This window comes from Lysinibacillus sp. NPDC047702 (assembly GCF_050272555.1).
Taxonomy (GTDB): Bacteria; Bacillota; Bacilli; order Bacillales_A; family Planococcaceae; genus Lysinibacillus.
The window spans coordinates 1-13280 of record NZ_JBNNMG010000102.1; the positions used below are offsets into that span (position 1 = coordinate 1).

Annotated in this window: 22 protein-coding genes; all 22 read left to right on the forward strand. The window is 37.6% G+C overall.

The genetic code is table 11. From position 1 onward, the window contains the following. Positions 1-430: 430 nt before the first annotated feature. The 22 genes from ACQKIM_RS26840 to ACQKIM_RS26945 all read left to right on the forward strand — a co-directional run bounded on the left by ACQKIM_RS26840 (position 431) and on the right by ACQKIM_RS26945 (position 12908). On the forward strand, positions 431-607 hold the full coding sequence (locus ACQKIM_RS26840) for a helix-turn-helix domain-containing protein (protein WP_427549786.1): 177 nt from the start codon (positions 431-433) through the stop codon (positions 605-607). 15 nt (positions 608-622) lie between these two features. Further along, the gene (locus ACQKIM_RS26845; RefSeq protein ID WP_427549788.1) at positions 623-1111 is read left to right on the forward strand and encodes a hypothetical protein; all 489 of its coding nucleotides are present in this window, start codon (positions 623-625) and stop codon (positions 1109-1111) included. 53 nt (positions 1112-1164) lie between these two features. Beyond that, positions 1165-1335, forward strand: coding sequence for a hypothetical protein (locus ACQKIM_RS26850; protein ID WP_427549790.1), 171 nt, complete (start codon positions 1165-1167; stop codon positions 1333-1335). Positions 1336-1398: 63 nt separating this feature from the next. Then, a complete protein-coding gene (locus tag ACQKIM_RS26855; RefSeq protein WP_427549792.1) occupies positions 1399-2202 on the forward strand; it encodes a hypothetical protein in 804 nt (267 codons plus the stop codon). Further along, on the forward strand, positions 2199-4304 hold the full coding sequence (locus ACQKIM_RS26860; RefSeq protein WP_427549794.1) for a DNA polymerase: 2106 nt from the start codon (positions 2199-2201) through the stop codon (positions 4302-4304). Before ACQKIM_RS26855 ends, ACQKIM_RS26860 begins: the two co-directional genes overlap by 4 nt. Before the next feature lie 14 nt (positions 4305-4318). Further along, the gene (locus ACQKIM_RS26865; RefSeq protein WP_427549796.1) at positions 4319-4513 is read left to right on the forward strand and encodes a hypothetical protein; all 195 of its coding nucleotides are present in this window, start codon (positions 4319-4321) and stop codon (positions 4511-4513) included. Between the two features lie 263 nt (positions 4514-4776). Next, positions 4777-5529: a hypothetical protein gene (locus ACQKIM_RS26870; RefSeq protein ID WP_427549799.1), complete on the forward strand. Its 753-nt coding sequence runs from the start codon at positions 4777-4779 to the stop codon at positions 5527-5529. A 96-nt stretch (positions 5530-5625) separates the two neighbouring features. Beyond that, complete coding sequence (locus ACQKIM_RS26875) at positions 5626-6264, forward strand: ATP-binding protein (RefSeq protein ID WP_427549801.1); 639 nt, start codon at positions 5626-5628, stop codon at positions 6262-6264. A 13-nt stretch (positions 6265-6277) separates the two neighbouring features. Next, positions 6278-6415: a hypothetical protein gene (locus tag ACQKIM_RS26880; protein WP_427549830.1), complete on the forward strand. Its 138-nt coding sequence runs from the start codon at positions 6278-6280 to the stop codon at positions 6413-6415. Positions 6416-6430: 15 nt separating this feature from the next. Next, positions 6431-6559: a hypothetical protein gene (locus ACQKIM_RS26885; RefSeq protein WP_427549804.1), complete on the forward strand. Its 129-nt coding sequence runs from the start codon at positions 6431-6433 to the stop codon at positions 6557-6559. A gap of 13 nt (positions 6560-6572) precedes the next feature. After that, positions 6573-7646 carry a cytoplasmic protein gene (locus ACQKIM_RS26890; protein WP_427549806.1) on the forward strand — a complete coding sequence of 358 codons (1074 nt, stop codon included), beginning with the start codon at positions 6573-6575 and terminating at the stop codon, positions 7644-7646. Positions 7647-7696: 50 nt separating this feature from the next. Further along, positions 7697-7930, forward strand: coding sequence for a hypothetical protein (locus ACQKIM_RS26895; protein WP_427549808.1), 234 nt, complete (start codon positions 7697-7699; stop codon positions 7928-7930). 14 nt (positions 7931-7944) lie between these two features. After that, positions 7945-8103: a YvrJ family protein gene (locus tag ACQKIM_RS26900; protein ID WP_427549809.1), complete on the forward strand. Its 159-nt coding sequence runs from the start codon at positions 7945-7947 to the stop codon at positions 8101-8103. 70 nt (positions 8104-8173) lie between these two features. Next, positions 8174-8506, forward strand: coding sequence for a hypothetical protein (locus ACQKIM_RS26905; protein WP_427549812.1), 333 nt, complete (start codon positions 8174-8176; stop codon positions 8504-8506). Further along, positions 8503-8685 carry a hypothetical protein gene (locus ACQKIM_RS26910; protein WP_427549814.1) on the forward strand — a complete coding sequence of 61 codons (183 nt, stop codon included), beginning with the start codon at positions 8503-8505 and terminating at the stop codon, positions 8683-8685. Before ACQKIM_RS26905 ends, ACQKIM_RS26910 begins: the two co-directional genes overlap by 4 nt. Beyond that, the gene (locus ACQKIM_RS26915) at positions 8675-8824 is read left to right on the forward strand and encodes a hypothetical protein (RefSeq protein WP_427549817.1); all 150 of its coding nucleotides are present in this window, start codon (positions 8675-8677) and stop codon (positions 8822-8824) included. The genes ACQKIM_RS26910 and ACQKIM_RS26915 overlap by 11 nt, the downstream gene beginning before the upstream one ends. A 2-nt stretch (positions 8825-8826) precedes the next feature. Further along, positions 8827-9105 (forward strand): hypothetical protein, encoded by a 279-nt coding sequence (locus ACQKIM_RS26920; protein ID WP_427549819.1) that lies wholly within the window; start codon positions 8827-8829, stop codon positions 9103-9105. After that, positions 9106-9957 (forward strand): SPOR domain-containing protein, encoded by an 852-nt coding sequence (locus ACQKIM_RS26925; RefSeq protein ID WP_427549821.1) that lies wholly within the window; start codon positions 9106-9108, stop codon positions 9955-9957. 12 nt (positions 9958-9969) lie between these two features. Further along, the gene (locus ACQKIM_RS26930; protein ID WP_427549823.1) at positions 9970-10668 is read left to right on the forward strand and encodes a glycoside hydrolase family 73 protein; all 699 of its coding nucleotides are present in this window, start codon (positions 9970-9972) and stop codon (positions 10666-10668) included. Between the two features lies 1 nt (position 10669). Continuing rightward, positions 10670-11464: a hypothetical protein gene (locus tag ACQKIM_RS26935; protein WP_427549825.1), complete on the forward strand. Its 795-nt coding sequence runs from the start codon at positions 10670-10672 to the stop codon at positions 11462-11464. A gap of 3 nt (positions 11465-11467) precedes the next feature. Continuing rightward, positions 11468-12307, forward strand: coding sequence for a pyocin knob domain-containing protein (locus ACQKIM_RS26940; protein ID WP_427549827.1), 840 nt, complete (start codon positions 11468-11470; stop codon positions 12305-12307). 13 nt (positions 12308-12320) lie between these two features. Then, complete coding sequence (locus ACQKIM_RS26945; protein ID WP_427549829.1) at positions 12321-12908, forward strand: M15 family metallopeptidase; 588 nt, start codon at positions 12321-12323, stop codon at positions 12906-12908. The last annotated feature ends 372 nt before the right edge of the window (positions 12909-13280 follow it).

The window sequence follows — 13280 nt, forward strand, 5'->3', positions numbered from 1 at the left end:
TTTTGTAGAAGAATAGATAGAAATGTATCTTTATACAACACATGATGTCCCTCCATGTGCCGTAAACTTACCCCGAAAGTATTGACTTTGCCTTTATGCTGTGGTATAATACGGGTCTTTTGCCCTCCTACCTGGTGTGGGGTAGAGGTGGGGGAGCGGTACTTTTTCGTTGTAATAAATTACATACCCAGGGTAGTGTTAGATGAATATATAATAGTTGGTAAATAAGTAAAATCGAGTACGCTTTACTTATCGAACATTTGTTCTTATAATAAGAGTGTAATGAAAATTTTGCTAAAAATTTATATTGTACTTTATAGCCCTCTATGGTAACATGGGAACTGTTAAAGGAATTTACAGACTTTAACGAATCATGTTATAAGGGAGGCGGTAACAGCCTACCAACATATTATTTTGGAGGTATAAAGGTATGGCTACTAAAAAGTATCTATTAGTAAAGGACATTGCAGCAGAATTAGAGGTTAGTGAAAAAACTGTTAGAAAGTTGATAAATGAGAAACAGATCGTTGCTTATAAGTTGGGGCGAGAGTGGCGTGTTACTCAAGATGATTTTAACGACTATCTAGCAAAATCAAAAAACATATAAAAAGGAGCAATTAAAATGACAAACACATCTAAAGAAATCGAAAAAACACCTAACGTAGAAAACGAGGTAACAGTAGTAAACACTGCTGACGTTGTTACAAACCTATCAGCATCCATTTTTGAAAATACTAGTTCGGCTCTTTTTAGCACAATTAATGCTACAGATCGTAAATCTAAAATTAAACTATATAATGCTATCAGTGACAGTAAAAACTCGCTTGACGATCATAAAGGTGAAGTACTTGAAATTACAGATTTTGTTGCACATCCTATCACATTACAAGATGAATCAACTGGACAAGATGTCGAAGCTATGCGGATCGTATTAATCGATAAAAATGGCGAGGGTTATCATGCTGTATCAGCAGGTGTTGTATCATCTATGCAACGTATCATTGGTATTGTTGGACAGGGTCCGTGGACAGACGAACCTCTAGAAGTTGTAGCAGTTGAGAAAAAGACTCGTAGAGGATATAAAACACTAACACTATCATTACAAGGTTAAGTAAATAGAATAGCCCACGTATTAGCGTGGGCTATCTTTATAGGAGGAACCATATGACAACAAAAATAGTTGGAATTATAACAGCAGATGAACAAGATAACCGACAAGTTGTTTACACGAAAGCCGAGGATACGATAAAGATCGAGGAAAGCATTGAGGGTGTTAGTCAAGTGGTTACTGTGGAAAAAGAACACTTACAAACTGTAGCAAAGCTGATGCGATAACACGCCAAAAAGGGGTGAGGACGTTATCCTCATCCCTTTTTGTTGTGTTAGGGGGTGTAACAATTGGCAAATAAACGACAACGTAAAAAATTACAACAAAAACAAAACGTAGAAAAATTAGTAGAAGTCGGTGCCAGTAAGGAACAAATAAAAAAGAATAAAAATAAAACACAGCATGTAGAAAGTGTTTATAAAAAACATGCATATCAACAGAAACGTAACGAAATAGCAAATTACCGATCTGGTATTATGCAGCAAATGGGTTACAAAATAGATGCAGAAAACGGTAAAAAACGTTACTGGGGCGAAAAACGTTGGAACGAGTGGCTACAAAACGAACAGAAAAAAATAGAAAAAGCTAAAAAGAAAAAACCACGAACAAAATTAAAAGATGAAAATGAATATTATTTATTAATATTTTGGCGTGATAAAACAAGCACTGGTTATGCATCTGATGATGTCGTCCAGCTATTTAAAAATGAATATAAACATGTAACAATTGAGTCGCTTTTACAAATGATTAATTTTTATTTGAGAGGTGATGAAGCGAAAGGGTTAGAGATCGGTACAGCACAAGTATCAATCATACATGCATCACAAGTGGACGAATATATAAGATGGCAAACACATGTGTCAAATACATCTAATTTATATGAGGACATGCATAACTGGATACTAGTATATAAAGGTAAAGCAAAGAGATATAAAGAATTATTGCTTGCTATATTAACAACTATCCGACTAATGTACGATCATACAGAACGATCTGATTTTATTAATTTATTATTGGACAATCTTTTACCGCAAATAAATAGAAAAATGAGGGAGCGACTAGCAAACGATATTGATTGGAGAGGTTTGTCATGACATCAAGAAATAAAAAAAGAGTGCAAAAACCTGTTAGGATTTTTACACTTGATGCCGAGACACGTGGTTTTTGGGGAAACCTTTTTCGTGTCGGTCTATATGATGGTGCGTCTAAAAAATATTACGTGTCAAACACATTTAAAGAAATAAAAACCACCTTGTTAAAGTATAGCATAAAATACGACTGCCATGTATACGTGCATAATTTAGGTTTTGATTTATCTAAAATAATATATGATACGCTACCAGGTGCAGAACTAAAAAATAGTATTTTTATTAATAATGATGTGGCTTTATTTAAAACATCAATGTCTACAGCAAGCGACATAAAAGAAGAAAAAGAAATAGAAAGTACCCCTATCACATTTCACGATAGTAACAAAATAATCCTGGGTAAATTAAAAAAGATATGTAAAGATTTTGGGTTAGAGGAACATCAGTCAAAAATAGAATTAAAAGACCACATAATAAAATTAGGTTGGGGTCGTGATAGGAAAAATAAAAAAATAAAAAACATTGAGGATTATGACGAGCGAAATAGTGAGGGTTATTATTTTGACCACGTTGATCCTTTCGAAAAAGAATTAAATGAATATTTACGTATGGACTGTGTCTCTTTATATGAGGTTGTAACAACGCTTATAAATATATCGGGATTAGAATTAGAGGATTTTTTAAGATGCCCGACAACGGCAAGTTTAGCCATGAAAGTGTATAGTAAAAATTTTGCTGACGATTATAAAAAAGCAGTATCCACCAGATATTTAAGTGATACAGGTAAATTTTATGAAAAATATATACGTGAAAGTTATTGTGGCGGGCGTACTGAAGTATTTATGCCGTACCTTGATTTTGGTTATCATTATGATGTAAATAGTCTGTATCCATTTGTTATGAAAACATTTAAAATACCTTTCGGAAAACCGACTTTTTACGAGGGTGAAAAAGCAGAAAGAATTTTTAAATACTGGTATAACTTTAAAAAAGGTGCAGGCTTTTTAAATTGCGACATATTTATACCGGACATGTTTATACCACCACTACCAGTAAAGCGAGGGAAATTAATTTTTCCAGTAGGGAATATAAAAGGCACGTGGACATTTGAAGAATTAGAAATAGCTGTACAGCAAGGTGCAAAAATTATTAAAATAAATTCTTGTTTATTTTTTGATAAAACCGATTATTTATTTAAAGGTTTTGTTGAATATTTTGAGAAAATAAAAATATCGTCAGATGGTGCAAAAAAGATTTTTGCGAAATTAATGCAAAATAGTTTATACGGTAAATTTGGAATGAAGCGTATACGTGACACATTACTGGATATGTCGCAGCTTGCAAAGTGTGAGGAACGTAAAGAAAAATACGGTCTGCATTATATGATATTAAAAAATCCACTTATTGAAGGTGGACATTTTATAAAAGCTGATGTGGAATCAGCAGCAGACTACATACAACCACACATAGCAGCTTATATCACGTCAATGGCTAGGATCGTGTTATATAAAGGTATACTGCAACAACTGGATAAAGGTGACGTTGTTTATTGTGATACAGACAGTGTTGTATGTAGTGCTCGTATGGATGATAGTATGATAGATGATGATGAATATGGTAAATGGGCACTGGAGAGTATTGTCCAGGACGGTATCTTTTTACAACCAAAAACATATGTCGAGCGACATCCTATATTAGCACATGATAAAACAGGTATTTATTTAAAGACAGATGAAAACGGTAATTTTATAAAAAATAAAAAAACCGAAACTAAAAAGTTTAAAGGTGTAGCTGCTATAAAAATGGAGGACATCACCTATGAAACCTACCAGGACATATTTAATAGATTAGCTGAGATACAACAACGTCTAGAAGCAGGCGAGACAATATTAAAAAATGATTTAAAATATAAACTTTATAAAACATGTGATGAAAAGCGAATTAAATATGCTACTAATTTAAAAAATCCAAAATATGACGAGTTGGGACAAATTACATTTGATACAAAAGTTGAAGTATTAAAATCTATTAATTTAGGTAATATGCAAAAACGTCAAATGGATTATATAAATAATACGAGCAAACCACATGTATTAAATGATTTTTAAAAGGAGAGATATTTATGAATAAACATGAAGCATTTACAGAAAAAGAATTATTAGATAATTTTGTTGATAGCGAGTTTAGATTATTAAAATACTTTGTAATGGAGAAAAAGATGCGTATTTGTAAACATTGTGGTTTAGACATAGATAGAATAGATGATATATGTAATCCGAATAATGATGCTTTATTTGCAGGAATTTTAAATAAATAAAAATATTTTTATTTTGCATTTAATAGGAACAAAATCAATTAATTAATTTTAATTGAATTTTGTTCCTATTTTTTAGTTGCAAAATACGAACACATGTTCGTATAATATGCGTAACCGGTTAAATAATTTATCACTGATTATTGATTTAATTCACCATAAATATTTAATCGGTTTTTTATTTTAATTAAATAATCTTTAGGGGTGAAATATATGGCTGAAAAAGATGATGACAAAAAAGAAGAAAAAGAGGAGGAAATGCCAAAATGGGGGCAACAGATACTGGATCAACTAAAATCACTCAGTCCGAAACAGGAGGAGCAGCAACAGGAAGTGGAAATTCCAGTGCCTCCAGCGCCAAAAACACTGGAGGAAGAAGAGGAAATAGAGGAACAACAGCAGCCGTCAATGCTACAAAAGGTAATGAACTGGTTGATGTAGACAAGAAACCTAAATCTGTAACCATTGATGTACCTGGTGCTGACAAGGACAAGGATAAGGAACCACCTAAAAAAGAAACAAGAGGACGTCCACGTGGATCAACAGCAAAACCACGTACCACTACAGCTAAAACAAAAGCAAAAATTGATGCAACACAAATATCGGTTTTGCTGCAAACCATGACAGCGATCATAGCAGCACGACCAAACATGGCACCCTTTGCTATGACAAAAGACGAGGCGGATCAGCTTGCCAAACCACTCGCTAACATCATTGGTAAAAGTGATGCATTTGCCGAGGCAGCAGGCGAGTATGCCGATCACATCACATTACTGGTAGCAGCCATCACGATTTTTGTACCAAAGTTTTTAATGTACAAAATGCAACGTGACGCAGCCATAGCACAAATACCAAAAATACAGGAGGTCAAACATGACACAACAGCAAACAACAAAACAGGAGAGGCTAGTCGAGGTAGTAGCAACTCTCCAGGACAAAATCGAGATACCACCTCTTTACAAAACAATGGCAGCACCAATACTGGGTCAACTATCTCATACCTTGGGTCACCTATCTGACGAGGACATCGATGGATTTTTGGCGATTGGACGGCAGTACATTGACTATATCGAGGACGGTATTATGATAGACGACTTGTAAAGAGGGTGTGGTCTATGGAGTATATACAGCCTGATGAGCACGTGTTTATTTGCGGTCAAACTGGGACTGGTAAGAGTAAGGTGGCTGAAATTTATCTAGCAGGAGCAGACGCAGTTGTAAAGCTAGATACAAAAGGCGAGTACTACGAGAGGCGTAAAAAGGGCGAGCCTGCATGGCATGGATTGGTAGAGGGGCGAGACTATACAGTCATTACAAAGCTTGCTGATATAGACAAAGCACAGACGGACAAAATCATTTATGTACCAGACCATGACGAATTAAATGAGGAACATTATGACGCATTAATGGGATGGATTTATAAGCGTGAAAATACCATCTTGTGGATTGACGAGTTAATGGAGGTATGTCCGTCACCGACAAAATACCCGGCAAACCTAAAGGCACTTTACACACGTGGACGATCTAAAGAGGCTACAGTGTGGGCGTGTACTCAAAGACCGTCCGATATACCATCTGTATGTTTTGGGCAGTCCACACACTTTTTTATTTTTACCATGCAGCTACCGCAGGATCGTAAAAAATTAATGGACAGTACGGGTATGCCACAATTTTGGGAGCAGCCTAGCGGTCACTATTTTTGGTATTGGCGTATAGGAGCCGAGGAACCAGTGAAAGCCATACTGAGATTTTAAGGAGGTGAGGCTAGTGGATAAAATGGCTGGATTAGGTCTTAAAAATTTAGTCCTGGTTACGCTCTTTGTGATCGTGGGCATTGTCGTATTAAAAACGGTGTTAACAAAACATCCGATCAAAGGGATTAGCGAGGTAGTACAAGCAGTATAGACAGGAGGGGTACTAGTGGTTAAATGGACTACTAATCTTTTTATCAATGTCATAGCAACCATGATCGCTATTTATGTGGTCAAAAAGGTATCTATTAAATATGAGATACCAGTACTTAAAGATGCATCACAAACTATTATTTAGGAGGTTTTTATCGATGGCAGAAAAACAATTATCACCGCAGGAACGTGCAATGCTCTTTAGCCAGGGCACACGCCAAACATTTCAGACTTTAGGCTCGATCCACGTCACAGGTGAGGGTACACGTAACACATTTACATTGCCGAAATCACGCTTACTCTCAAAAATTTGGTTAGAGGTTGAAGCTGAATTTATCATCAAGTCTGAGATGAGTCAATTATCAACAAAGTTGTCTCCATTAGAAGTTTTAAGACGTGTCGAAGTCAATTTAAACAATGGGTTTAGCCCATTTATTTTAAGTGGACGAGACTTGCACCTATACACAATGAACCGTCAAAATCCTGTTACATTTGGTAACTTTAGCACCTACTTTAATGAGAAAAAAGTAAATCATATTGAAACGCAAAAAACAGCAGATTTAGATAAACCAAACAAGATGAAATTTATGTGTATGTTGCCGCTGACATTAAATGATCGTGACGCAGTTGGATTGGTCTTGTTACAAAATGAAGAAACAGTGGTCAATGTCAATATTGACGTAGGGCAAATTAAAGATGTATTTATACCAAATAACACTAGTGACGAGGTTATTTTTAAATCAATGGTTATTACACCGATGCTCGAAACTTACACGATACCACCGTCACCTTTAGCATTTCCTGACTTATCGGTGTTAAAAATCGTCCAATCAAAAGAAGAGACATTTAACGCCAATACGACTCAAACCGTCAAATTAAACACTGGCACGATCTACCGTAAAATGGTTATGTACTTCGAGGATGAGCATGGACGTCCTGTAAAAGAGGCTGACTTTATCGGCAACATGGAATTAGTATTTAATACGGCTGACGTACCTTTTAGCATCAAACCTTCTATTTTGCGAGCCAAAAACGCAATAGAAACATACTCAAATGAAAAGTTTGAGGATGGTGTCTATTTGTTCGACTTTAGCAACCAGGGCTTGCCTAACCTGGGTGGATCACGTGACTACATTGACACCGAGCGATTAACGGAATTTTGGTTACGATTTACATGTAACAAGGTTGGTAAAGTCACTGTCATTAGCGAGACATTATCACGACTTATGTAACGAGAGGTTTTATACCTCTCTTATTTTTACTATTAATAGGAGGTACTTGTATGGGATTAGGTGAGTTAGGTTTTAAAATGTCTGATTTGTACGGACCAAGATTTGGTGTACCCGTGACGACACGTGACGAGACAATACCCGAGGCTGAGGACCAGGTAGCACTACCAGACGACCAAAAAATGGCTGTTAAAAATCCTGCTACCCATGACGCAGCACTCAGTAAAAATATCCTGATTGGTATTGTCATTATAGGTGTAGTGATCGTTGTGTTTAGCATTAAATAATTGGAGGTTTTAGTATGGAGGAACAGTTGTTACAAGCAATAAGTACGGTAGGATTCCCCATTGTTATGTCTGTATATCTAATCACTAAACTGGATAAAACAATGCAAAAATTAACCGAGGCTGTTAATGCGTTGGTGATTGTAAATGGTACTAAAAAGGAGAGCAGCCAATGACAAAAATTTTAACACTATTGGTTGTCATTATTGTTTTATGGTTTTTGTTCCTACGTAAGAAAAAATAGGGGTGATTGTCCTGGAGAAAGGTGTTTTATTTTTTACACTGTCCGTAGCCTGTTTGTGGCTGATCCTGGACGATTTGTTCGGCAGCAAAAAAGTAAGTGGATTAGCACAGCAGCTTACACCATCTATGTCATTTGCATCTCCAATAGACTTTGCAAAAGAAAAAATAACGGAAGTGGTGGAAGGAACAGCGACACCGGAGGAACGTGAAAAGCAAGTAAAAGAGGCAAAAGAAAAAATAGACAAGTCAGAATCTATTAAAACAGACGAGGCTAAAAAAGCTGTCAAAGATTTAATAGACGATGCTTACGAAAAGTTTGGAGGTAAAATCTATTGATGCAATTTACAAAAGACATGCGGTTTATTGTATCGTTTTTATTTTTGATCCTGCTGCTGTCTATGTTTACCTCGCAAAAGTTTGTATACATGTTTTTGGTGCTGGTGCTGATTAGCATGGTGATTTTAAATAGCAGCAAGGTACAAGATATGATAGGAGGACTCAAGTATGAGCAATAAAATTTTTGAGGTTGTCAGTGGGGTTGGTATTTTAATAGCGATCTTTTTATTTTTAAACAATTACAAAGCAACAACATCAATCATTGGTACACTAGCGTCCAATAGTATCAGTGGCATTAAAACATTGCAGGGTCGATAACCATGTTACCAGGATTTCACCGGTCCTATAATGCACACGCTTTAAGCCACATTTTAAAGCGTGTGGACGTGCCAAATGCATCACTAGCGATTGCTGAGGGTGAGACGCTAGCACCGCAAAACAATCGTGTGCATTATCCATATATACGCAAATTGGTAACCGAACCGGACATCTCAAAAGCGAGTTTTGAGTTGACACAAATTGATGGATTTGCCGACAAGCTTAACCAGACTGATTTTAGGGGTGAGGGTTGGTATGGTGATCCAATAGGGGGTATTTAATTGGCGCATATTGAGGTTGATCCACCGCAACAACATGAGACACAAAAAACAAAAAAGAAGTTTAAACTTACACGTAAAAATATCATCATCTATGGTGGCGTGGCGATTGGATTAATTGTTTTATTAATGATGCTAACGAGGGGTAGACGGTCTAGTGTACAGCAGGAGCCGATTATATTACCACCTGCCGAGGATGGTTTACCAACGGCTGGTATGCCAATCGGAGGTATACCTAACTACCAGGATGACATTAATAAAATGCAGGAGCAAATGGCTTTGTCCAACGAGTCTATGCTTAATACCATGACTGAGGTATTTACAAAAATGCAAACTGGTTTTGATGATAAATTGTCACAACAGCAAAGCCGTTATGAAAATCAGTTGATGCAGCAGCAGGATAAATTTAATGTGTTTGCCGAGCAAAATAAAGAGTACATGCAGCAGCTAAACCAAAAAAGTATTGACGATCAGCAGCGTTACAACGAGCAGCTTAATCTATTACAGCAACAGCAATATCAACAACAGCAGCAATGGCAGCAGTCACAAAATACCGTTAGCACGTGGCAAAACACACCAACAAATACAGCACCGCCAACAATGCCTACGATACAAGGTACAGTCACAAGCTCGCAAGCTGTGGCGACATTACGTACTGGTACATTTAAGTCGTCCAATGATGCCTATACGCTGTTAGGTAGACTACAAAACGACTATGGGGCTAGTGACGCAAAAGTAGTTAATGAAAATGGATTGTTTAGGGTGGTCGGTAACTTTAGTGATGCAGCACGTGCTAACACAGTTGGGTCACGTATCCAACAGCTAGGCTATGTACAAAACTATTACACAAGTTAGGGGTGGTTTTACATGGCTGCTGATATAAGCAAATTTGTCAAAGACGCCCAAAGGTTGGAGCAACAAACAGGTATACCCGCTAGTATCACGCTAGGGCAAATTATCCTGGAGTCTAGCGGTAAAAATCCTGGTGGACTATCAGGACTAGCCTATCATGCTAAAAATTTGTTTGGTGTTAAAGGCAAAGGGGATGCAGGGACTTTTATGGCTACTACGTCCGAGGTTTATAATGGTCGGACGCAAACCATACAAGCAGGCTTTAAAAAGTATAGCAGCTACTACGAGAGTTTAGTTGACCATGCAAGGGTCTTATCTTTACCTCGCTATCAAAAATATTTAGTAAATGCCAAGACAGTCAATGATTTTGCACATGGTATAAAGGCAGGAGGATACGCAACAGACCCCATATATGCACAAAAATTACTAAATGTGATAGGCACACATAATCTAGCACAATACGACAGTGGCAAATATAAATATACACCAATAACAGGCAGTGGCAGCACATCAAATGATGTAGCTGCCGAATCATCTGGTGATAACAATATAGCCGAGTCATTATTTTTTAATGTGTCCAGGGTAGGTATGCTGTTGATCCTTACGATCCTGATGATTATTTTCTTCTTGCGAGCGTTTCCGGTTGTGGATAGCGTTGTGGATATGGTACCCGCTACTAAGGTATTAAAACGAGCGACAGGAGGTAAAAAGTAAAATGTCGATAACAAAAGAAGAGTTAATGCAACAGACGTGGCGAGAGCAAGTAGTAGAGCTAACCGATGGTATATCACAACCAGTATACTTTAGCGATACACGTCCAAATCATGTCATCATCACCAATCTTAGTGATGCAGCGTTGTATGTTAGTTTTGACGCATCTGTATCTAAAACATTGTACCAATATATTGTAGCGCCAGGGGCGACAAAGGTTATTGCCAAGCCGACACCTTTTTATAACATTTTTGTTGTGAGGTATAGCCCGCGTGGGGTGGTTAATGTCCACAGCTACCAGGGCGAGTTTACGGCTGCATCTGTAGCCCAAACATTAGATACAACAGCACAACAAAACGTGCAAATCGGTGAGGTGGCTGTCTCTCAGCTACCATCTCTACCGAGTGGGCACAATACAATAGGTAGGGTGGATGTGACCATGTTACCGTCACTACCACCAGGTAACAATAAAATAGGTGTCGTAGGGCTTGATTCTGACATTGATTTTGATGGTGGCTTATCTAACTTTAAGACAGGGGTAATGACCGTCACAGGAGCCGCTACAAGCGTTAAAATCGGTACATCTGCCATGGCAAAACGTAAACAACTTATTATGCTACCGCCAAGCGATGGCACCATCTATTGGGGTAGCGATCCAGGCGTTACCGCAAGCACAGGTATACCACTCACGGCAGGAGATGGTAATGTCACGTTTGATATAAAACCATCTAGCAACATGGTAATCTATGCCGTATCTGATGGTACGGACAGGGTGATTAAATTAATAGAGGGGGCTTAGTGGATGGGTATTACAATCAATCCTAAACCGTCCACTGGTGGCGGTACTGGTGAGGATAAAGAGTTACGACAACAGTTTGGGCAGCATAAGGACAATGACACGCATTTAAAGCAGGATGATAAAGATATTATCACAAAAACTAAAAACAATTTTAACAAATGGGATGATGTCTATAATAGACATTTACCATATTGTACTAATATTAATAGCTGGGATAGTGCTGTTGATAATGGTTATTATATGACTGCACCATCACCTACATCAAATGCACCTGACCAATCATCATGGTGGATGGGTATAGTCATAAAACATGATGCTGCACACATTATTCAAAAAGCATCATGCGTAACGGATAACAGGGAATTTGAAAGACAGTCAAACGGTGGTGTGTGGGGTCCATGGATAGAAACGTCACCAAGAAAACTTTTTCAATCTGTCGCTAGTGCCAAACAAGAAATGGCATCTGCACTAGGCGACAAAGGACAACCGACAGATGTCAATGCACCATTTAGTACGTTTGCTGCTAACATACGTGCCATACAAACAGGTGGTGGGGGTGTTAAGCCTTATCTCCATACGGTTAACATCCCTGCAAAACAAGTAGCAAAATTAATTAATATACCGTTTAAACCTCGTATTGTATCAGTAGTTTATTCTAGTCCGTTGTCCGGTAGACAAGAGTATTGTTTTGCCATTAGGGTAAATCCGCAAGATACAAATATGGCAAGTGCTGATAGTAGTATGCAAGAGGCACTCTTTTTTATGAATGCTGATGATAATAGTATAGAGGTTTACAACACTACAGACACATACATCTTTTTTAACTTTGAAATTTATCCATAGGAGGGTATACAATATGTTTTATGACAAACGCAATATGCAAAATATAGCAAAGCTTGGTGACAATACAAAACGTGCAGCACTCGCATGGTATAAGTATTGCCAGGAAAATAATATTAATATCTTAATCTATGAAACAATTCGTACGAAAGAAAAACAAGCCGAGTACGTTAAAGCAGGATCAAGTCAAACTATGACAAGTTATCACCTGGTCGGACAGGCACTAGACTTTGTCCTGGTGGACGAAAAAGGTCAAACCTTGTGGGGCGCCTACCATACACCAAAAGTTAAGCAAGCTGTTACCTATGCTAAAAAGCTTGGCTTTACGTGGGGTGGGGATTGGACAGGATTTGTCGATTGCCCGCATTTACAGTTTAACCATAAAGGGTATGGTACGGACACGTTTGGTAAAGCTTCACACCCTAGCAAGCCTACCTTAATGCAAAAGCGTTATACCAGTATTGTGGACTACCTAAAAGCACATGGTCAAAATGCTAGTTATGCTGCTAGACAGTTGTTGGCTAGTAAATATGGTATTAAGGATTACACTGGTACAGCTAGCCAAAATACAATGCTGTTAAATAAGCTTCAAAATATTGTATAATAAATACAATTATAGGAGGTTATTTATATGTCATATATCTATTGTGTGATGTGTGGTAGTTTTGGGTATGGGCGAGAGGGCGACACAGGTGAGGGTGTCTGTAATAAATGTCAAAAAGAGTTAGATGAGGACGACTAAAAGGGTAGCCGATTGGCTGCTCTTTTTTCCTGGTAACACCTAGCCAGTTAATAGGGAATAAGTCGGATATTATACCACAGCATAAAGGCAAAGTCAATACTTTCGGGGTAAGTTTACGGCACATGATGTCCCTCCATGTGCCATTTTTGTAATCAATTCAATTTGTTCTGTTGTTAGAGTTGTTGTTTCTGTCATAGTTTTGCCCCCTATGATATAATCAATTATCTGACTGAA